This window comes from Nocardia sp. NPDC003183 (assembly GCF_053590715.1).
Map to the genome: position 1 here is coordinate 37496 of NZ_JBSFTG010000009.1, position 19150 is coordinate 56645.

Annotated in this window: 19 protein-coding genes; 7 read left to right on the top strand and 12 right to left on the bottom strand. The window is 67.7% G+C overall.

The features are described 5' to 3' along the window. The first annotated feature begins 58 nt into the window (after positions 1-58). Positions 59-430: a nitroreductase family deazaflavin-dependent oxidoreductase gene (locus tag ACWDXS_RS23825; protein ID WP_378996329.1), complete on the top strand. Its 372-nt coding sequence runs from the start codon at positions 59-61 to the stop codon at positions 428-430. Between the two features lie 47 nt (positions 431-477). Here ACWDXS_RS23825 and ACWDXS_RS23830 read toward each other — a convergent pair whose 3' ends face one another. Further along, a complete protein-coding gene (locus tag ACWDXS_RS23830) occupies positions 478-1014 on the bottom strand; it encodes a DUF3145 domain-containing protein (protein WP_378996331.1) in 537 nt (178 codons plus the stop codon). A gap of 103 nt (positions 1015-1117) precedes the next feature. Continuing rightward, complete coding sequence (locus ACWDXS_RS23835) at positions 1118-1933, bottom strand: serine hydrolase domain-containing protein (protein WP_378996333.1); 816 nt, start codon at positions 1931-1933, stop codon at positions 1118-1120. A 39-nt stretch (positions 1934-1972) separates the two neighbouring features. Between ACWDXS_RS23835 and ACWDXS_RS23840 the strand changes: the two genes are divergently transcribed. Further along, positions 1973-3169, top strand: coding sequence for a serine hydrolase domain-containing protein (locus tag ACWDXS_RS23840; RefSeq protein ID WP_379313511.1), 1197 nt, complete (start codon positions 1973-1975; stop codon positions 3167-3169). 77 nt (positions 3170-3246) lie between these two features. Here the strand turns inward: ACWDXS_RS23840 and aztD are convergent, their stop codons facing one another. The 3 genes from aztD to aztB all read right to left on the bottom strand — a co-directional run bounded on the left by aztD (position 3247) and on the right by aztB (position 7561). After that, entirely contained in the window at positions 3247-4407 is a 1161-nt protein-coding gene (gene aztD, locus ACWDXS_RS23845) for a zinc metallochaperone AztD (protein WP_449968774.1), read from the bottom strand. A gap of 26 nt (positions 4408-4433) precedes the next feature. Then, positions 4434-5306 carry a zinc ABC transporter substrate-binding protein AztC gene (gene aztC / locus ACWDXS_RS23850; protein ID WP_449969151.1) on the bottom strand — a complete coding sequence of 291 codons (873 nt, stop codon included), beginning with the start codon at positions 5304-5306 and terminating at the stop codon, positions 4434-4436. Between the two features lie 152 nt (positions 5307-5458). Next, entirely contained in the window at positions 5459-7561 is a 2103-nt protein-coding gene (gene aztB, locus ACWDXS_RS23855; protein ID WP_449968777.1) for a zinc ABC transporter permease AztB, read from the bottom strand. A gap of 48 nt (positions 7562-7609) precedes the next feature. Here aztB and aztA point away from each other — a divergent pair, with 48 nt between their 5' ends. Both aztA and ACWDXS_RS23865 read left to right on the top strand, forming a co-directional pair. Then, positions 7610-8287 (top strand): zinc ABC transporter ATP-binding protein AztA, encoded by a 678-nt coding sequence (gene aztA / locus ACWDXS_RS23860; protein WP_449968780.1) that lies wholly within the window; start codon positions 7610-7612, stop codon positions 8285-8287. A gap of 10 nt (positions 8288-8297) precedes the next feature. Then, a complete protein-coding gene (locus ACWDXS_RS23865) occupies positions 8298-8654 on the top strand; it encodes an iron chaperone (RefSeq protein WP_387449237.1) in 357 nt (118 codons plus the stop codon). Here the strand turns inward: ACWDXS_RS23865 and ACWDXS_RS23870 are convergent, their stop codons facing one another. From ACWDXS_RS23870 to ACWDXS_RS23880, 3 genes are all read right to left on the bottom strand, one after another. Further along, positions 8655-9785 (bottom strand): NDMA-dependent alcohol dehydrogenase, encoded by a 1131-nt coding sequence (locus ACWDXS_RS23870; RefSeq protein WP_378996349.1) that lies wholly within the window; start codon positions 9783-9785, stop codon positions 8655-8657. Between the two features lie 104 nt (positions 9786-9889). After that, positions 9890-10414: a DinB family protein gene (locus tag ACWDXS_RS23875; protein WP_449968785.1), complete on the bottom strand. Its 525-nt coding sequence runs from the start codon at positions 10412-10414 to the stop codon at positions 9890-9892. 70 nt (positions 10415-10484) lie between these two features. Beyond that, positions 10485-11549, bottom strand: a complete 1065-nt coding sequence (locus ACWDXS_RS23880; RefSeq protein ID WP_379315171.1) for a phosphotransferase family protein — start codon at positions 11547-11549, stop codon at positions 10485-10487. 70 nt (positions 11550-11619) lie between these two features. Between ACWDXS_RS23880 and pabB the strand changes: the two genes are divergently transcribed. Next, positions 11620-13680, top strand: coding sequence for an aminodeoxychorismate synthase component I (gene pabB, locus ACWDXS_RS23885; protein ID WP_449968789.1), 2061 nt, complete (start codon positions 11620-11622; stop codon positions 13678-13680). A 66-nt stretch (positions 13681-13746) separates the two neighbouring features. Here pabB and ACWDXS_RS23890 read toward each other — a convergent pair whose 3' ends face one another. After that, positions 13747-14238 (bottom strand): hypothetical protein, encoded by a 492-nt coding sequence (locus ACWDXS_RS23890; RefSeq protein WP_378996359.1) that lies wholly within the window; start codon positions 14236-14238, stop codon positions 13747-13749. Positions 14239-14518: 280 nt separating this feature from the next. On the opposite strand from ACWDXS_RS23890, the gene ACWDXS_RS23895 reads away from it, so the two are divergent. Further along, positions 14519-16375: a TerD family protein gene (locus tag ACWDXS_RS23895; protein WP_449968792.1), complete on the top strand. Its 1857-nt coding sequence runs from the start codon at positions 14519-14521 to the stop codon at positions 16373-16375. Here ACWDXS_RS23895 and ACWDXS_RS23900 read toward each other — a convergent pair. Continuing rightward, complete coding sequence (locus ACWDXS_RS23900) at positions 16372-16662, bottom strand: hypothetical protein (protein ID WP_378994033.1); 291 nt, start codon at positions 16660-16662, stop codon at positions 16372-16374. The genes ACWDXS_RS23895 and ACWDXS_RS23900 overlap by 4 nt on opposite strands. A 206-nt stretch (positions 16663-16868) precedes the next feature. Here ACWDXS_RS23900 and ACWDXS_RS23905 point away from each other — a divergent pair, with 206 nt between their 5' ends. Then, positions 16869-17141 (top strand): hypothetical protein, encoded by a 273-nt coding sequence (locus ACWDXS_RS23905; RefSeq protein WP_101469239.1) that lies wholly within the window; start codon positions 16869-16871, stop codon positions 17139-17141. 164 nt (positions 17142-17305) lie between these two features. On the opposite strand, the gene ACWDXS_RS23910 is transcribed toward ACWDXS_RS23905, so the two are convergent. Both ACWDXS_RS23910 and ACWDXS_RS23915 read right to left on the bottom strand, forming a co-directional pair. After that, positions 17306-17794: an FBP domain-containing protein gene (locus tag ACWDXS_RS23910; RefSeq protein WP_387447926.1), complete on the bottom strand. Its 489-nt coding sequence runs from the start codon at positions 17792-17794 to the stop codon at positions 17306-17308. Positions 17795-17910: 116 nt separating this feature from the next. After that, positions 17911-19134: a vWA domain-containing protein gene (locus ACWDXS_RS23915; protein WP_449969154.1), complete on the bottom strand. Its 1224-nt coding sequence runs from the start codon at positions 19132-19134 to the stop codon at positions 17911-17913. Positions 19135-19150: the final 16 nt, after the last annotated feature.

Sequence of the window (19150 nt, forward strand, 5' to 3'; positions counted from 1 at the left end):
TACAGGCGTAAGTCAGCCTTACAGGTGTAAGTCACCGGCCCGAACAAGGGAGCACCTCATGCCTATGCCGATTTGGTGGGGCCACATCAACAAGCGCGTCTTCAACCCCCGCGCTGTCGCAGGCGGAAAATGGCCGGTCCTCACCCACACCGGCCGCTCCTCGGGAAAGACCTACCGCACCCCACTCGACGCCCACCCCGTCGACGGCGGCTACCTGTTCGTCCTCGTCTACGGATCAGCCTCGGACTGGGTGCAGAACATCCTGGCCGCAGGCACCGCGCAACTCCGCACGGACGGCCGGGAAGTAGCCCTCACCGCACCCCGCGTCGTCGGCAGAGACGAAGCGTTCCAGGCACTTCCCCCGGAAATCCCCCGCCCACCGAAACTCCTCCGCATCACCGAGTTCCTCCGCATGGACCTCGCCGACTGACCTCGACCGGCCGGTCACGATGAACGCCGCGGCGCACGGTTCAGGGTTCAGCCCACATCCCGTCGCAGCCAGGTGACTTCCGCGCCGACGTTGTCGGTCCCTTGACGGAATGCCTCGAGATCCTCGTCCCAGGGTGCGCCCAGTGCTCGGTCGAGTTCTGTGGAGAGGTCGAAGGTTCCGTGGACGTCCAGTTCTTTGGCGGCTTGGAGTAAGGCGCGTAATCGCATCTCGCCCAGCATCACGTCACCGTTGGCGCCGGTGGATCCGTGCCAGAGGCCGAGGGCGGGGACGAAGCTGTAGCGTTCGCCGTCGACGCCTTCGCTGGGGTCCTCGGTGACTTCGAAACGGAGTACAGGCCAGGTGCGCAATGATTGGGCTATCCGGGCCGCGGTGCCGACGGGGCCGACCCAGTCGCTGCTGGCGCGGAGTTGTCCGTCGGCCGGTTGGGTGTTCCAGCGCAATTTCGCGGGGGACGACAGCGCGGTGGACAGCGCCCATTCCACGTGAGGGCACAACGCGGCGGGCGATGAGTGGATGTAGACCACACCCGCCGTCGCGTCAGCGAACTGACTCGATGCGCGCACTTACCAACACCTCCAGCCTCGACAAGGAACGTCTTCCCCAACGGCCCGTCGCGGTCTGGCGTGGCACGAGTGTACTGAAGTGTGCGGTGTTGCGCGTGTTACTTTACTGCGTGTTATGTGTCTCTGCGATAACGGAATCGCTGAATTTCGGCCACGCCGCTCTGGCCCAGTCCCCGAAATTCTCGTCGCTCAACGCGATTGTCGCCACTCCGATTTCCGGATCGACCCAGAGGAACGTGCCGGACTGCCCGAAGTGCCCGTAGGTGCGGGCGGAATTGGTTGCCCCCGTCCAATGCGGGGTTTTCCCGTCGCGGATTTCGAATCCCAATCCCCAGTCGTTGGGGCGCTGGGAGCCGTATCCGGGCAGGACTCCGTTGCGGTCGGGGAATTGCACCGAGGTCGCGTCGTCCAGAGTTTGCTGAGATATCAATTGAGGTGTCAGCAACTCGGCGGCGAATAGCGTGAGGTCGGCGAGGGAGGCACTGCCCGCATGGCCGGCGGAACCGTCGAGGACCGCCGTGCGCATACCGAGCGGCTCGAAAACCGCCTCGCGCAGATACTGCGGGAATTCGATCCCGGTGTGCTCGGTGAGGAAATCGGCGAGCAGTTCGAAGCCCGCGCTCGAGTAGATACGCCGGGCCCCTGGTGCGGCGAGAACTTCGGGAGTGGCGAACGCGACGCCCGAGGTGTGGGCCAGCAGATGCCGCACGGTCGAACCGGGCGGACCCGCCGGTTGGTCGAGTTCGACCGCGCCTTCCTCGAGCGCCACGAGGGTGGCATAGGCGACGAGCGGTTTGGTGACCGAGGCCAGCCGGAACACCCGTTCGGTGTCGCCGATGCTCGACACCGTGCCTGCGGTGACGACGGCGGCGGCGGCGTTCTCGACCGGCCAGTGCTGAACCTGCTGCAACGATCGCATATCGGCAGCGTACGAGACGCGGCTACGATCGTGGACACCATGAGTCCCGCACCATCGATCCACGGCGACGTGGCGGCCGGTTTCGGCCCCGTCGCCGACGCCTTCCGCCGCAACTTCACCGAGCACGGCGAGATCGGCGCCGCCGTCGCCGTCTACTCCGGTGACCAACCCCTGGTCGACCTGTGGGCAGGCCATCGCGACCGCAAGCGCGAGGTGGCCTGGGAGCGCGACACGATCGTGCCGGTGTTCTCCTCGTCGAAGGGAATGTCGGCGTTCACCCTCGCGGCGGCGGTATCGCGGGGGCTGCTCGACTACGAGGCGCCGGTGGCGAAGTACTGGCCGGAGTTCGCCGCGCACGGCAAGGAGCGCATCACGGTGCGTCAGCTGATCGACCATCAGGCCGGGCTGTCGGGACTGGACCGGATCGTGAAACTGCGCGAACTGGTCGACCGCGACGCCCTCGGCGAGCTGCTGGCCGCGCAGAAGCCGGCCTGGGAGCCGGGCACTCGGCACGGTTATCACGCGCTCACGCTGGGGCTGTATCAGAGCGAACTGCTGCGGCGGGTGGATCCGGCGGGCCGAAGTCTCGGGCGATTCTTCGCCGAGGAGATCGCCGCCCCGGTCGGCGCCGATCTGTTCATCGGACTGCCCGAGACCGAGTCGATGGACCGGGTCGCCCAGCTCTCGGCGACCAAGGGCTGGGACATCTGGCGCTACGAGTGGCGCGATCTGCCGCTGCGCATCGGCGGTGAGGTCTATGCCAAGCGCGGATACTCCTACGCGGCCCTGACCAATCCGCGCCCCGGCGCTCCCGCCCGCGCCGCGCGACGGGAGTTCCTAGAAATCGAATGGCCCGGCATGAACGGCGTCGGTAATGCCCGCGCGCTGGCGAAGGTCTACGGCGCCGCCGCGGGCCGCACCGGTGTGCTGCCGATCAGCGAGGACGTTCTCGACCTGCTGGCCGCCGCCGACACCGCCGACGATGTGCCCGCCGACGATCTGGTGCTGCACACCAAGAGCCGCTACCACCTCGGTTTCCGCAAGTCGCGCGGCACGTTCCGCTTCGGCTCGGACAAGCGCGCGTACGGCACCACCGGTTTGGGCGGCTCCTTCGGATTCGCCGACCCGGCAACCGGAGTGGGCTTCGGCTACAGCATGAATCGCCTCGGGATGGCGATTCTCGACGATGTGCGCAGCCGCAACCTGCGCGAGGTCGTCGTGCGGTGCGCCGCCTGAGTCCACGATCCGAACCGACGAGCACCACGCTCGCCCGGTGTCCCCGAAACGAACACGGGCGAGCGTGGTGACCTCGATCAGTGCGCGGTGACGCCGGTCAGCTCGTTCGGCGTGGCGGCCAGAGTGGTGCTGGCGGTGATGTTTCCGGCGGCCAGGTCGACACGGTGCACCTGCTTGGACGCGGGGTCGCTCACGTAGGCGACGCCGTCGCGAACGAACAGGTTCGGGCGGGCGACCTGCCAGTCGAGCGGCTCCTGCCAGCTGCCGATCACGGGAATGGTGCGAACCACCGCGCCCGCGACGGGGTCGATGACGTGGATCTTGCCGTCGGTGCCCAGCACCAGCGCCTCACCCTGCGGGCCGCGGGCCAGCGAACGGAAGGTGTAGCTGGTGCCGATGTCGACCAGTCGCAGCGTGCCGTCGACGGTGTTCACCAGCGAAATCTGCTGCGGGCGTTCGAGTTCGGCGTCTTTGTCCTGCTTGTAGTCGCCGAGCACGATCGGCGACGCGTCGGTGCCGGACATGTTGCCGATCCGCCCGTAGGTGGTGGGGCTGGTGACCTTGGTGATCTTGCCGTCGCGGTAGACGAGGGCGCCGGTCTGGCAGCCGATCACGACCGCCTCGCCCTGGGCCGCCGCTTCGCCGTGTACGCCGGGGCAGTCCTCGTTGCGGGTGAGCTCCTTGCGGTCCTTGTCGAGCGCGACGACGCCGACCCGCTTGTCCTCGGTGCCGAGGGTGAGCACCATGTTCCCGTTGCTCAACTCGATCGCGACACCGTGGTGCGGGGCGGCGGCCCTGTAGACCTCCGTCGGCTTACCGCTGTCGACCTGCGCGGTGTCGAGGACGGTGACCTCACCGGAGCCGTCGGCGAACAGCACCGTCTTACCCGCGTGCCGGACGACGTGGCCCGGCTTGGCGGCCGGGAACTGGGTTCCGGTGAACGCGGCCTCATAGGCGTCGAAGACGCGGAAGCCGTCCTTGGTCGACACCATCAGATGATCGTCGTCCCCGACCGGGTTGAGCCGGTTGTAGCCGTCGATCTTCACCTCGCCCCGCTGGGCCAGTGACGCGCCGTCGAGGACGTAGATTCCGCCGTCATAGGTGAGGGCGATCGGTTCGGCACCGGGCGTGTGCGGGTGGTCGTGACCGGAATCCGCTGTGCCGCAACCGCTCAGCGCCATCGCCGAGGCGAGTGCCGCGGACAGGGCCACCATGGTGGTGGTCCGTGACCTGTTCATGTAGTGCTCCATCTCTTGTGCGTGCATTACGTGCTTGGCCCGGATAGACCACGGGCGATGGCCTCGGTGTTGGCGCGAGCCATCTCCAGATAGGTGGCCGCGCCGTCACCGGGCGCGGTGAGCGACTCGGTGTGCAGGGCGATCACCTGCACCTGTAGCCCGGTGTGTTCGGCGAGGACGCGCGACAGCCGATCGGGCTGTGCGGAGTCGGCGAAGATCGCGCGCACACCCGCGGTCCTGATCGCGGTCGCGAGGTCGTCGAGATCGGAGGCGCTCGGCGAGGCCAGGGTGGTGCCGCTGGGGATCACCGCGCCGATCACCCGGAATCCGAATCGCTGTGCGAGATACCCGAAGACGTGATGGTCGGTCACCAGCTGCCTGCGCTCGGCCGGGACGGCGGCGAACCGATCGGTCATCCACCGGTCCAGCTCGTCGACCTCGCCGAGGTAGCGCTGCGTGTTCGCCCGCACCGCGTCGGCGTCGATGCCGTCGACCCGGGCGAGCACCTCGGTACTGATCACCTCGACAGCCGTGCGCACCCGGCGCGGATCGGTCCAGAAGTGCGGATCTGGTTGTCCCGCTGACTCATCGGAGGTGTAGGTGATCGGATCCACCCGCTCGGCCACGGCGAGGGTGGGAACCCCGGCACCGGCGGCAGCCCCCACGTGCCGGGCCACACCTTCCTCGAGCCCGAGCCCGTTGTGCACCACCAGCGCCGCTCGCTCGATCTCGGCTGCTTGACGTGCGGAAATACCGAACGAATGCGGATCGGCCCCCGCCTGCATCAGCACCGTCACCGGCACCGTGTCACCGACGACGGCCCGGGTCAGATCGCCGAGGATGTTGGTGGTCACCACGATCCCGGACCGCTCGGCTCCGCTGCTGCACGCACTCACCAGCGGCACGAGCAGGGCAGCCGCGAACAGGAGCGGGACTGCGCGGCGGATCGTCTCCGTAATTCGACGAATGTCGTAGCGGTGCAACGGTATCGATGACACGGCAGTTGCCCGCCGTCGGCTCGAGGGGACCACGTGAGAGATGTGCGCGCGCTTCACAGGCCGGTCTCCACCATCAGCGAGGGCGCGATGTCCAGCGAGAACGTGCGCGCGACGCGAAGATTGTCGTTGTAGGCGATCTCGTGGACGGTGCGCGCCCGAGAGTCGTTGATGTAGGCGCGCTCCGGGTCGACACTGATCACCGGGTCTCCTTCGACGGGTCCGGCGAGGAGCGCGGTCCGCGTCGTCTCCGTGCCGGTGCCGGGGTCGATGCCGTGCAGCACGCCATCGCGGGTGAGCACCAGCAGCGGCGATCCCTCACCGGCGGTGTTCACCGCGACCGCGCCGGAGATCGCGACACGAGCCCAGGTCTTCTTCCTGATGTCGAGCGTCCACACACCATCGCGGCCCGCGAGCGCGGTCAGGGTGGTGCTGCCGGGGCGGTGGGTGAAGGCGCTCGCCCGGTCCGAGGTCTGGGCCGGATAGGGAATCTTCTCGGCGACGACCTCGCCCTCGCGCTGTGCCACCACGACCGCGCCGTCGGCACAGCCGAAAACTACTCCGCGCCTGGTTACGGCCTGCCCTCTCGGCTGCGGACACGTGGCAGCCTGCACTCGCCCGGCCGCGCCGTCACGCCCGCGCACCTCGACTCGACCCGAGCTGTCAGCCACCACGATCCGCTCGGCATACGGCACCGCGATGCCCTCGATGCGGCGTTGCGTCTGGACGACGCCGCCGTCCAGCGCCGGACGGTCGAACAAGATCGACGCGCCGGAGTCCAGCACCACCGACGCGACGGCAGCATCGCTGTACGCCCCGACAACCCCGCGGACGCCTTCCGGTGCGGGAGAAACACTTGCGGCGCCAGGCCCGGTAGTCGCACCACTGTCGGTCGCGGCAATCGCACCGATCTCCCGCACGGGGGCCTTGTAGTAGTGCCGGTGGTCGACGTGGTCGACGGTCCACGCTCCGCTGTCCACGACCTGGATAGACCCACCTGAACTCAGGTACGCGAAACGCCCGTCCCCCACCGCTCCCACGGTCGACACCTTCTGGTCGCCACTGCTCGGTGACGGCGCAGCACCACCTGGTGCGCTCGAATGCGGTTGCGCTCGAACACTTTCCGGCGAACCGGCGGCGACTGTCGTGACCTCCCCACTCGACAGATCGATCACCCGCACAGCCCCGGCCCCGTCGGCGACAACCACGCGTGTCTGAGCCTCGCTCATCTCCTCCGCGCCCGCGACGAACCCGTGCGGCGCCGTCTCCTCGACGACCGGCACCTCCGTTGCCCCGCAGCCGACCAACGGCACCGCGGCGAGCGCGACCACGCCCACCCGGCCGACCCGTTCCCGCACCGCGGAAACGAGCGCGGACACGAAGAACGCGCCGACGGCCACCGCCGCGATGGTGGCCCCCGCCGCGGTCCCCGCGTGCCACGAAATGACCAGTCCCCCCACGGTGGACAGCCCACCGATCAACGCGGCAACCGCCATCACCACCGGCACCCGGTTCGACCAGAACACCGCGGCGGCGGGCGGTGCGATCAGCAATCCGAAGACCAGCAGCGTCCCCACGACATGAAACGACGCCACGATCGCCAGGGTCACCAACCCCACCAGCGCCGCGTGCGCCGGCTTCGGGCGCAGGCCGAGGGTGTGTGCCTTGCGTGCATCGAAGGTGAGCGCCACGAACGCGCGATGCCCGAGCACCGCCACCACCAGCGCGACGACAAGGGCCGCAACGAGATACCACAGGTCGATAGCGCGCACGGCGAGCACATCACCGAACAGGAACCCGGTCAGATCCACCGCGAAGGACTGCGACCGCGACACGATGATCACCCCGGTCGCGAGCATCCCGACGAACAACAGCCCGATCGCGGTATCCGGCGCGAACCGCTTGCCACGGCTCAGCAGCGACACTCCGGCGGCCATCGCGGTGCAACTGATCGCGGCGCCGATCATCAGGTTCCCGCCGAGCAAGGCGGCGACCGCGACGCCGGGCAGCATCCCGTGCGCCATCGCGTCGCCGAGAAATGCCATGCCGCGCACCACCACCCAGGTCCCGGCGAGGGCACATACGCACGACACGAGCAGCCCACCCCACAGCGCGCGTTGCACGAAAGCCACCTCGAACGGGGCGAACAGCCAATCCATAGCGCGAGACGATATACTGAAAATGATTATCGTTTCAATTGAGGTGAGATGCAGCACACAGATGACGCAGCAATCCGGATCGAGCGGCTGACCGCCGGTTACGCCCGGCGGCCCGTACTCCACGAGGTGACGGCCACGATCCCGCGGGGGCAGGTGACCGCGATCGTCGGACCCAACGGCTCGGGGAAATCGACCCTGCTCGGCGTTCTCGCCGGCACCGTGGCGGCACAGGAGGGGACGGTGCACCGGTCCACCACCCGGCGACCCGCCTTCGTGGTGCAACACACGGCGATTCCGCAGACGCTGCCGATCACGGTGCGAGAAGTGGTCGCGATGGGGCGCTGGGCGCACCGCGGACCGTGGCGGCGTCTGACTCGTGTGGATCGCGAGATAACGCGCACCTGCCTGGAACGAATGGAGCTCGCCGACCTGGCGACCCGGCGGCTCGACACCCTCTCGGGCGGTCAACGCCAACGTGCACTGCTCGCACAGGCTTTGGCGCAGGAGTCCGATCTACTGCTGCTGGACGAGCCGGCGGCGGGCTTGGACGAGGCGTCTCAGACCGAGATCTCCCGGGTTCTGGCGCAGATCAGCACGGAAGGCGTGACTGTCGTCCAGGCCACCCACGACCTGGACGAGGCGAGCCGGGCAGACCACTGTCTGCTGCTGCGGGACGGGCGACTGAAGGCCGCGGGTCATCCGGAGAAAGTGCTGGTCAGAGCCTAGAGTCGAGGACATGACCGAGAAACCCGACTCCGTCGACGCCTATCTGGCGGCCCAACCGCCGTCGGAGCGCGCTGTCCTGCAGCGGATCCGCGAAACGATCCACCGCGCGGTGCCCGACACGGGCGAAAAGATCAGCTACGCCATCCCGGCCGCCACCATCGACGGCCGGGTGTTCATCTTCTTCGCGGGCTGGAAGTCCCACGTGAGCGTGTACCCCGTCCCCGAGGGGGACGAGGCGCTCGAGAAAGCCGTCGAGCCCTACAACTCGGGCCGTGGCACCTTGAAATTCCCACTCGGCGAACCGATTCCGTACGACCTGATCGCCCAGGTCGCGGTCCGCCTCGCCGAGCGGGCGGGCAAGAGCTGACTACCAGTCGGCTTCGGTGAAGCGGATGATGCCGCGGATGTTCTTGCCGTCCAGCATGTCCTGGTAGCCCTGGTTGATCTCTTCGAGCGAGTAGGTGCGCGTGACCATGTCGTCGAGATTGAGCTGACCCGCCTTGTAGAGCGAGAGCAGGCGCGGCGCGTCCTGGCGAGCGTTGCCGCCGCCGAAGATCGTGCCCTTCACCGTCTTCTGCAACATCGACAGCAGGAAGCTGTTCATCTTGACGTCGCCGGCGTCCATGCGCCCCATCGAGGTGACGACGAGAGTGCCCGCCTTGCCGGTGAGGATCAGGCCCTCTTCGACGTAGTCGCCGTGCATCTCACCCATGGTGAGGATGACCTTCTCGGCCATCCGCCCCTCGGTGGCCTCGATCATCGGCATGATCGCGGCGGCCATGCTCTCGTAGGTGTGGGTGGCGCCGAACTTCTGCGCCTGTTCGCGCTTCCACGGATTCGGGTCGATGGCGATGACCTTCGACGCACCGGAGAGCACAGCCCCTTGCAGCGCGCTCATGCCGACGCCGCCGATACCCGCGATCACCACGGTCTCACCCGGCTGCACCTGTGCCACATGGGTCGACGATCCGAACCCGGTCGGCACGCCGCAGCCGACGAGGCACGCCACCTCGAACGGGATGGTGGGATCGATCTTCACCACGGACGTGTGGTGCACCGTCATGTACGGGGAGAACGTGCCGAGCAGGCACATCGGGATGACATTCTCGCCACGCGCCTGGATGCGGTACGTGCCGTCCGAAATGGCCTGCCCCATCAGCAGTCCGGCGCCCAGGTCGCACAGCGCCATGTTGCCGGCGACGCACGAGGGACAGCGGCCGCACGCGGGGATGAACGACAGGATGACGTGGTCACCCACGGCCAGGTCGGCCGGACAGTTCGGGCCGAGCTTGGTGATCACACCCGCGCCCTCGTGCCCACCCATCACCGGGTAGGCCGGCATCGGCGTCGCGCCGGTGACGATGTGATGGTCGGAGTGGCACATGCCCGCCGTTTCCATCCGGATCTGCACTTCACCGGCGACGGGGTCGCCGACCTCGATCTCCTCGACCGACCATTCCTGGTCGGTGCCCCACAGGATCGCGCCCTTCGTCTTCATGCCGGTAGACCTCTCGCCAAGCTCGTGCCTCGTTGTGACTGCACTCACCCTAGCCACAAATCACCGGTTTCTGAAACACGTTCTAGAAAATATTCGAGAGATTTCTATCCGCGCACGTCATGGACGTGGTGCATGACGTCGTGCACGAAGTACCGGCCCAGCGAGGTGACCGTGAACAGCGAACCGTCACTGCGCGCGCCCCGCAGATCGAGGCGATCGGCGGGCACCGCGCCGAACGCGGCAGCCACCCGATCGGCGGCGAGCGCCAGCTCCCGGGCGACTACGGCGGGGTCCTGCCGGTCGTAGCGATCGGCGACGGCGGTCGCGTCCTGATCCCAGTTCTCGAACCGCGGCGCCTCGACCCCGTCACCGTCGAGCATCAGCGCGAGCCTGGTATCGAAGATCCGGCACACGTCGCGCACGTGAGCGCCGTATTCGAGGACCGACCAGGTCAGCTCGTCGGGACGCACTCGCGCGTCGTCGCGTTCGAGCGCCGCACCGATGCGGGTGGCACTGTCGAGCACGAGCTCGGGGACGGCCGAGTATGCGGTGGCCTCGGCATCGAATCCACACTCGGAGCAGGCGCGTTCGAGGACCCAGGTCCAGTTCTTGGTGTCGGGGACGATCATGGAAGTCAGCCTAAATTGTCCTCTTTTTATGCTCCATCAATATTCAGCCAACTATCGGCGAGATCCGGCATCATTCGGCGAGCTGATTCGCTTGCTCGAAGAGTTCCAGCGTCACCGCGTGCAGGAAGTCGCCGACCGGCTTGGGCGCCTTGCCCGCGAAGGCCCGCGCGTACGTGCCCTCGAGGACGATGCCCAGCTTGAAGCAGGCCAGCACGGTGTACCAGGTGACGGCACTGAGATCGCGATCGGAGAACTTGCCGTAGTGCTCGATCATCTCCGCCTCGGTCGGCAGACCGCCGACGGTGCCGAGGGTGCCCATCAGACCCGCCCCGACGGTGCCGGGCTCGGGCCTGGTCGCCAGCTGCCAGCCCAGGTCGAGCAGCGGATCGCCGATCGTCGACATCTCCCAGTCGACCATCGCCGCCACCTCGGGGCCGTCGTAGTCGAACATCATGTTCGCCAGGTGACAGTCGCCGTGCATGATGCCGGGCAGCCAGTCCGCCGGCCGGTGCCGCTCGAGCCAGTCGCCGATCCGCTCGAGACCGGGGATCTGCGGGCCGGGGTAGCCCTCGTTGGCGTTGTAGGAGTCGAGTTCGCGCAGCCAGCGCGGGACCTGCCGCTCGAGGAAACCCGCGGGACGTCCGTAGTCGTCGAGGCCGAGCGCCTGATAGTCGAGGGAGCCGAGCCGGGCGATGGCCTCGACCGCGGACAGACCCATCTGGCGCCGGACCTCGGGATCACCGGCGTGCAGTTCGGGCAGTTCCGTCTGCGGATTGAAGCCGCGGATGGGCTCCATCAGATAGAACACCGCACCGATCACCGACTCGTCGTCGCAGGCCGCGATCACCCGGGGCGAGCGCACCTCGGTGCCGGCGATCGCGCGCAGCAGTCGTGATTCCCGGCCGATCACCTCATTGCTCTTGGCACGCAGATGCTTGGGCCCGCGCCGCAGCACGTACTCGCGCCCGCCCCGGGTGAAGCGCAGCATCACGTTCTGCGTGCCGCCGCCCAGAGCGGTGACCGCATCGAATTCCGTCCCGGGCAAGCCCTGTTCGTCCATCCACCGCCCGATCGCCGCGAAATCGGCGATCGCCGGGTCAACATCGACAGGTTGAGAAACAGCCATGCCGCACATTGTGCCCGGAGATCGGCGGGGACTGCGCGGGAATGCGCACGCGCACGCCCGGCGTAATGTTTCTGCCACGATGCGCACGCTCTTGATCGACAACTACGACTCGTTCACCTACAACCTCTATCAGCTGATCAGCGAGGTCAACGGGAGCGAGCCGACCGTCGTGCGCAACGACGAGGCCGACAGCTCCCTCGACCTCGATCAGTTCGACAATGTGGTGATCTCGCCCGGACCCGGCCGCCCGGACCGCGCCCGCGACATGGGGGCGTCGACAGCGCTGATCGCGCAGACCGATCTGCCGCTGCTGGGCGTATGCCTGGGCCATCAGGGAATCGTGCTCGGCGCGGGCGGAACGGTGGAGCGCGCGCCACAGGCCAGGCACGGTTTCCTCGATCGGGTGACCCACGACGATCGGGATCTGTTCGCCGGTCTGCCGCAGGGCTTCACCGTGGTGCGCTACCACTCGCTCGCGGCGCGGGAGCCGCTGCCCGCCTCGCTCGAGGTGACCGCGTCGACCAGCGATGGGGTGATCATGGGGGTGCGCCATCGCGAGCGGCCACAGTGGGGTGTGCAGTTCCACCCCGAGTCGGTGTCGAGCGAATTCGGCGCCGCGCTGCTGCGCAACTTCGCCGATCTCACCAAAGCGCGCACACGGGTAGCCGCACCGGTGGTCGTGCGCGGACCCAGTGTCGTGGCGCCCGTTTCCCATGAACGCTCATTCAGCCTGCAGCACAAGGTGATCGAACGCGCGATCGACACCGAAGCGATCTTCCTGCGCCGTTGCGCCGATGCTCCGAACGCGTTCTGGCTCGACAGCGAGCACGTCGAACCCGGCCTGGACCGGTTCTCCTTCCTCGGCGACGCGAGCGGGCCGCATGCCGAAATCGTCGGCTATCGGGTCGGCGACGCCCGCGTCACCGTGACGGACATCGAAGGCACCCGTACCGTCGCGGGCACGGTCCTGGACTATCTCGATCGCGAACTCCGGGCTCGGCACTGCGAAACTCCGCCGCTGCCTTTCGATTTCGCGGGCGGCTACGTCGGCTATCTCGGTTACGAGGTGAAGGCCGACTGTGGTGCGAACATCGCGCACCGCTCCCCCACCCCCGATGCCCAGTGGATCTTCGCCGACCGGCTGATCGTCGTCGACCACGAGGCCGGGCGAACCCACCTGCTCGCCCTGTGCGAACCCGCCACCGAGAGCGGCGCCGAGCAGTGGCTGCGCGAGACTTCCGACTCCCTCGACGATCTCCCCACCTGGGTCAATCCCGCCGACCTGCCCGTGGCCGCCGATCCCGGCGCCGTGCAGGCGCATCTGGTGCGTGGCCGCGACCGCTACCTCGCCGACATCGCGGTGTGTCAGGACCGGCTGCACGCGGGCGAGTCCTACGAGATCTGCCTGACCGACGCGGTCGCCGTCGCCGCGGCGCCCGGGGACGGATTCGCCTTCTACCGGCGCCTACGCCGCTGCAATCCGGCACCGTACGCCGCCTACCTGCGCTTCGACGGTCTGGACGTGGCGTGTTCCTCGCCGGAACGGTTCCTGAAGATCGACCGGGATCGGGTGGTCGAGAGCAAGCCGATCAAGGGCACCGCCCCGCGCGGACGGACCGCCGACGAGGACGAGCGCCTGCGTCGCGCACTGGCCGACGACCCGAAGACCCGGGCCGAGAACCTGATGATCGTCGATCTGCTGCGCAACGACCTCGGCCGCGTCTGCGAAGTGGGTTCGGTGCACGTCCCGAAGCTGATGGACACCGAAACCTACTCCACCCTGCACCAATTGGTGTCGACCGTGCGTGGCACGCTGCTCCCCGACGCCGGGGTGATCGACTGCCTGCGTGCCTGCTTCCCCGGCGGTTCGATGACCGGCGCGCCGAAGCTGCGGACCATGGAAATCCTCGACGAACTGGAAACCCAAGCGCGCGGCATCTATTCGGGCACCATCGGTTTCCTCGGCCTGAACGGCACCGCCGACCTCAACATCGTCATCCGCACGGCCGTCCGCTACGACGACGAGTGGCGGATCGGCGCGGGCGGCGCGATCGTCCTCGATTCCGATCCCGAGGACGAGTACGCGGAGATGGTACTCAAGGCGGCGGCGACATTCCGGGCGCTGACTCCCGAAAGGTGAGTTCGACGCGCACGCGGCAACACCGGTCGGGCCACCTCGCCGCCGGAGCGGACGGCGTTCGAGGAATCAGCGCCGCCGACGGCCGCGCTTGTCCGGCTCCGGTTCCGGTGCGGGTTCCTCGCCCCCACGCCCCGTGATCCGCCCGAGCAATCCGACACCGGGCAGCTTCGCCACCGCGCCGAACACGTCCTCGCCCAGGGAGATCATCGCCTCGAGCCGCGGCAGCAGCCGGTCATAGGTCGCGAACACCGGATCGGCCAGCGCCAACGTCCGATCGAGCCGATCGATCGTGCTGTTGAGCCGATCGACCGCGATCGACAGGTTCTCCACCAGATCCGGCAACTGCGCGGCCAGCTGCGCCGACGCGGGCGGCAACCGAACCGCCGCATCGAAGGCGTACCCCGCAGTCTGCTGAGCAGCATCGATAGCCTGTCCCGCCGCAGTCTGCGCCGCCCCCACCGCCGCCTGAGCCGCCGACAGCAGTTCCGCCCCCGGCACCTTCCGCGCCTGCGCCGGAGCAGGTTCCTCCGCGCGCCCCCGCTTCCTCGGGTTCGTCATGACACCACTGTGCCGCAACCACGCCGCCTACGCAGGGAACCGCACCCTCGCTCACCTCCGTGTCCGGCGACCGAACACTCCCAGCCCCGCACGACCCGACCTCGAGGAGGGTCCGCCGCGCAGCGGCGGTTCGCGGCCGTCCCGCTGTTCAGGTGCCGTTGCGTAGGCGACGAAGGAGCAAGCAACGGCACCTGAACAGCGGGACCGGCGGGGCCGCGAACTCGAGCGCGCCAGCGCTCAAAAAAACCCTGTCGGACCCTCATGACATCATGCGAGCACCATGGAACTACGCAAGGGTGCGCACGCGCCGGTACCGACATCGCTTCTCGCCGTGGTCGTTTCATGGCGGTCGGCGCATACCGTAGACGCGCACGCCCTGCTGGTCACTGAATCGGGCCTGGTCCGCGCCGACCGGGATTTCGTCTTTTTCAACGCACCCCGGCACGCCTCCCAGGCGGTGACCCTCGACCAGGAGCCCGCCCCCGGCACCGCGCGACTGAGCATCTCACTGCCTCGCACCGAACCCGAGGTGGCGCGCATCGTCATCAGCGCGTCCCTCGACGACGCCACCTTCGACCAACTCCTCGACCTCACGCTGACCGTGCACGCCGCCGACGGCCCGGTCGCCCAGTTCACCATCGACGGTATCGAAGACGTCCAGGCGATGATGTTCGGCGAGTTCTACCGCCGCGACGGCCAGTGGCGGTTCCGTGCGATCGGCCAGGGTTGGTCGGGCGGGCTGGCCGGACTCGCCGGTGAATTCGGGGTCACGGTCGACGAGCCCACCACCGGACGTCCCAGCATCACTCCCGACGACAGCTCGCGGGTGCCCGCGCGACCGCATGGGGCAGCCGCCGACGCCGCGCGCTCCGCCGATCGCGCACGATTCGCGAGTGTGCCGTCACGGCACGACGCGTCGACGTCTACTGCCGATCTGCCCGGCGCCGACCACCGGGCGAACCGCTCGTCCCCCGAGTCTGCGAATCCAGCCGCAGCGCGATACGACGGACCGGCGTCGACGCGCCCACCGGCCCTGTCCCGCCGGGTCATCGACGTGCCGCCCCCGCCACCAGTCGACCCGGAGATCGCCGACTGGCACCCCGACCCGAAAACCCCCGATCAACTCCGCTGGTGGGACGGCGACGAGTGGACCTCGAGCGTCCGCCCGCACATCCACGATCACCGCACCCGCTGTACCCGCTGTGGTAGCCCACTGCGGCGCAAGCTGTTCGGTGGCCACGGACCGTGCAAGAACTGTGCCGCCGAAATCGAGGAGTTCCTCACGCACTGGCGCAACCGAGCCAGGCGCGTCCTCGCGGGTCCCGGCACGATGTCGGTGGAATGGACCGAGGTGTGGGCCGCTCTGCGCTTCCAGCGCATCGACGAGGAGCGCGGCCGAACACTGCTGCGCGAGGCGGGTCTGACCCAGGTCGAGCGGATGGTCGCCTTCGCCTTCGCCGACGGTGAGGTGTTCGCCGAGGAACTGGACGCTTTCGAACACGTGGTCAGCGAGTTGGCGCTGTCGGGCGGCATCGTCGACGATCTGCGTCGCCGAATGCATCGCGGCCGCACCCTGTCCCGCTTGCGCGCCGGCGAACTGCCCACCGTCAACACCCCCGGTCTGCATCTGGATCCCGACGAACGCGTGCACCTCGATCTGCCCGCCGTCCACATCCGCATGCTCGCGCGCGGCCCACGCAATACCGAGGGCCGCCTGATCGGCAGTTCCAAGAAGCTGCGTTTCGTCGGCGACGGCACCGGCATCGAGCTGCCGTGGAACCGGGTGGTGTCGGTGCATCCCGAGCACGGCACCGTCGTGCTCGCGGCAACCTCGGCGCGCGGCGGCGCTACCTTCGGCGTCACCGACCCCGACTATGTGGCGGCAGCGTTGGAAGGTGCACTGCGCGTATCGAAACGCCTGGTCCTGACGCCGGGACAGCTCGACAGCCGCAGCATCCCCCAGGACGTGAAAGCCCAGGTGTGGCAGCGCGACGGCGGCGCGTGCGTCGAGTGCGGCGACGGCCACTACCTGGAGTTCGACCACATCATCCCGCTCAGCCGCGGTGGTGCGACGAGCGTGACGAACCTGCAGATCCTGTGCCGGGCCTGCAATCGCGCCAAGGGCGCGCGGATCTAACCGAGAATCGCGTTCATGATGGTGCCGCCGCTGGTGGCGACGACGCCGCCGATCATCGCGCCCGCGATCATCTTCGGCGACTCCATGGAGCTACCGGTCCACTTCTCCCAGGCGAACTTTCCGCCGGCGACGGTGATGGCGAGCACACCCGACAGGATCATGAACCAGGTCAGGTACTGAACCATTTTCATGATCTTGTCCGACAGCGGAGGCGCTTCCGGCGACGGGTTGCCGATCTGCGCGTACGTGGTGATGGTGTCGGCCATCGACGTCAGAATGATGCTCATAGCCTGCTCCCCTATCGCGTGACGCGAACTGCGTTCCAGCCCTGCCGTATTCGATCGTGGTCCAGGATACGGGCGCGAACCCCCCGCACACCAACAAAACCGATCGGTTCGATCGAGATGGGCGCCGACACGGTGACACATGACCGGATACCATCAGTGCAGAGTTCATCGTCGTCCCGTTCCTCCGAGATACCGAGTGAGACCCCATGCTCCTGGCCGCCGTCACCGATACCTTGGCGCAGATCGGCAATCCGACCCCCGAAGCACCGCCACTGGCGGACAAGATCATGCAGCTGGTCAGGTACCTGACCTGGTTCATCTTGTTGTCCGGCATCATCGCCATCACTGTCGCGGGCGGAAAGTTCGCCTGGGAGAAGTGGACAGGCAGCTCTATGGAGTCGCCGAAGATGGTCGCGGGCGCGATGATCGGCGGCGTCGTCGCCACCAGCGCGGGCACCATCATGAACGCGATGCTCTAGGTTCCTGCTCCGCTCGGGACGGTCCGGGATCAGCCCGGGCCGACTCGACCGGCTAGGAACACACCGACCCGAGTTCTGTTGGGGTTCAACAGAACTCGGGCTTACCGGATTGTCGAGTGTCGGCGCACGGCATCTACCTCCTGTCGTTCGGCGGGTCGGGTCGGCTACGTGTAGAGCCGGTCCACGAAGGCGTTCAGGTTTTCCACCACGCGGTGGGCCTTCTCCTCCGGCGTCAGATCCTCGCGATACCGGCTGCCCATCGACGGCCGCTTCTTGTTGCGCGCATACAGCGAGCAGGCCAGATCGGTGCACATGTAGCTACCGACCGTGTTGCCTTTACGCCCCGACTCGCCCGTCTTGCTCGCGGTCATCAGCGAAACGCCGCCGCCGGAGTGCGTGGTGAGGCAGATCGTGCACATCTGCGTCTTGCCCGACCCGCCGGTCTCGTGCCGCAACGCGACGCTGACCAGCCCGTCCGCCCGCGGCACCGAGATATAACAGCGCCCCGCGTACGAGGGGTCGGTCCAGCCGAGGAAGTCGAGATCCTCCCAGGGGCGTTCACCCAGGTCACGCGGCACATTCAAGCGCTTGGCGTCGCCCTTCGAACAGTTGACGAACGACGACCTGATGTCGCGTTCGGTAATGGGTTCCATGCGTTTATCCTTCCAGTCTGCGAACTGCAAACGGTAGACACGCTAACGATCCCCACCTGCGGAGACAACCTGTTTTCCGGCCACCGGTGACGAGCATCCCCGCCGATGGACGACTGTCAGCGAAGGATCCCCGCGGCCCGCGCGGCGCGCAGCCAGTCGGGGAACTCACCGAGCAGCCTGCCGTACAGCTCCGCGTCGCTGATCCGGTCGATGTCGTCGAGGGCGAAGAAGCCCGCGTTGTCCACGACGCGGCCGTCGAGTTCGTCGAGGGTGCGCAGGACACCGAAGTTGGCTGTGCCGAGGCCGATGAACTGCCAGAAGGCGGGCAGGTGGGCGGCCTCGCGCATCAGCGCCGCGATCTCACGCTTCTTCGCGAAGCCACCGTCGGTGAAGAACAGGACGAGGGTGGGCTCGGTGAGGGTGTCGATGACCGCGCGCATGATCGGTAGTTCGTCGTTGCGGCCGCCGATGGCGTTGTAGTCGACGCCCTGGTGCGTGCCCTTGAGATGGAGGTAGGTGTGCGCCCACTGCTCCCCGCCCTCGACGGTGATATCGGGCAGTTTCACGTAGCTGAGCGCGTAGAGGTAGGCCTCGAGCACGCCGTCGTCATCGAGTTGCGTGGCGACTGGGATCATGCGCTCGACGACCCGATGCACCGTGCCGGCGCGATACATCTTCTCCATGCTGCCGGTCTTGTCGATCACCAGCACCACCCGCGCCCTGGCTCCGAACGCGCTCTTGTCGATCAGCACCTTCGCGACTTCGCGCTTGCGCATGTCCAGCTTCTGGCGCTTGTCGAACGACAGCGCCGCCTCGCCGGGAACCGTCCGAACTTCCGCGACCACTTCCGGCTCGTCGTCGACGCTCACCCCGTGATCGGTGACCAGGTCGGCGAATCCGCCGGCGTAGCCCTGTCCGACGGCACGGACTTTCCACTGGTCACCCCGGCGATACAGCTCGAGCGCGATCACCACCGACTCGCGATCGAGTCCGTCGATCACATACTCGTGCAGCACATTTCCCGCACTGTCGGCGACCGAAGCCACCGGCGACGTGGCGCCGCCGAACGTATCCCCTTCTGCCGCGACAGTGATCACGGCGCGAATCTGCGCGATCTCGACCGGCACGGCACCGAGTGACACCTCGAGCGCGGCACCCTGGAGCCGAACACCCGGCGCCTGCGGCTGATTGAAGAAGACGAAATCCGCGTCCGAACGCACCTTCCCCGCGTCGGTCACCAGCAGTGCCGAGAGGTCGGCGGCCACGCCGCCGCGCACCGACAGCACCACCTCCCCCGAAGCCAAGCCCGCGTTCTGTCCTTTGACCAGCGCAGCAGCCATCGCCATCCCTCTCATC

Bases quoted from the DNA above. Each gene is read 5' to 3' on its own strand.
- ACWDXS_RS23825 (WP_378996329.1), top strand. From the start codon at position 59: ATGCCTATGCCGATTTGGTGGGGCCACATCAACAAGCGCGTCTTCAAC.
- ACWDXS_RS23835 (WP_378996333.1), bottom strand. From the start codon at position 1,933: ATGCGATCGTTGCAGCAGGTTCAGCACTGGCCGGTCGAGAACGCCGCC.
- ACWDXS_RS23840 (WP_379313511.1), top strand. From the start codon at position 1,973: ATGAGTCCCGCACCATCGATCCACGGCGACGTGGCGGCCGGTTTCGGC.
- aztD (WP_449968774.1), bottom strand. From the start codon at position 4,407: ATGAACAGGTCACGGACCACCACCATGGTGGCCCTGTCCGCGGCACTC.
- aztB (WP_449968777.1), bottom strand. From the start codon at position 7,561: ATGGATTGGCTGTTCGCCCCGTTCGAGGTGGCTTTCGTGCAACGCGCG.
- aztA (WP_449968780.1), top strand. From the start codon at position 7,610: ATGCAGCACACAGATGACGCAGCAATCCGGATCGAGCGGCTGACCGCC.
- ACWDXS_RS23865 (WP_387449237.1), top strand. From the start codon at position 8,298: ATGACCGAGAAACCCGACTCCGTCGACGCCTATCTGGCGGCCCAACCG.
- ACWDXS_RS23870 (WP_378996349.1), bottom strand. From the start codon at position 9,785: ATGAAGACGAAGGGCGCGATCCTGTGGGGCACCGACCAGGAATGGTCG.
- ACWDXS_RS23875 (WP_449968785.1), bottom strand. From the start codon at position 10,414: ATGATCGTCCCCGACACCAAGAACTGGACCTGGGTCCTCGAACGCGCC.
- ACWDXS_RS23880 (WP_379315171.1), bottom strand. From the start codon at position 11,549: ATGTGCGGCATGGCTGTTTCTCAACCTGTCGATGTTGACCCGGCGATC.
- pabB (WP_449968789.1), top strand. From the start codon at position 11,620: ATGCGCACGCTCTTGATCGACAACTACGACTCGTTCACCTACAACCTC.
- ACWDXS_RS23890 (WP_378996359.1), bottom strand. From the start codon at position 14,238: ATGACGAACCCGAGGAAGCGGGGGCGCGCGGAGGAACCTGCTCCGGCG.
- ACWDXS_RS23895 (WP_449968792.1), top strand. From the start codon at position 14,519: ATGGAACTACGCAAGGGTGCGCACGCGCCGGTACCGACATCGCTTCTC.
- ACWDXS_RS23900 (WP_378994033.1), bottom strand. From the start codon at position 16,662: ATGAGCATCATTCTGACGTCGATGGCCGACACCATCACCACGTACGCG.
- ACWDXS_RS23905 (WP_101469239.1), top strand. From the start codon at position 16,869: ATGCTCCTGGCCGCCGTCACCGATACCTTGGCGCAGATCGGCAATCCG.
- ACWDXS_RS23910 (WP_387447926.1), bottom strand. From the start codon at position 17,794: ATGGAACCCATTACCGAACGCGACATCAGGTCGTCGTTCGTCAACTGT.
- ACWDXS_RS23915 (WP_449969154.1), bottom strand. From the start codon at position 19,134: ATGGCTGCTGCGCTGGTCAAAGGACAGAACGCGGGCTTGGCTTCGGGG.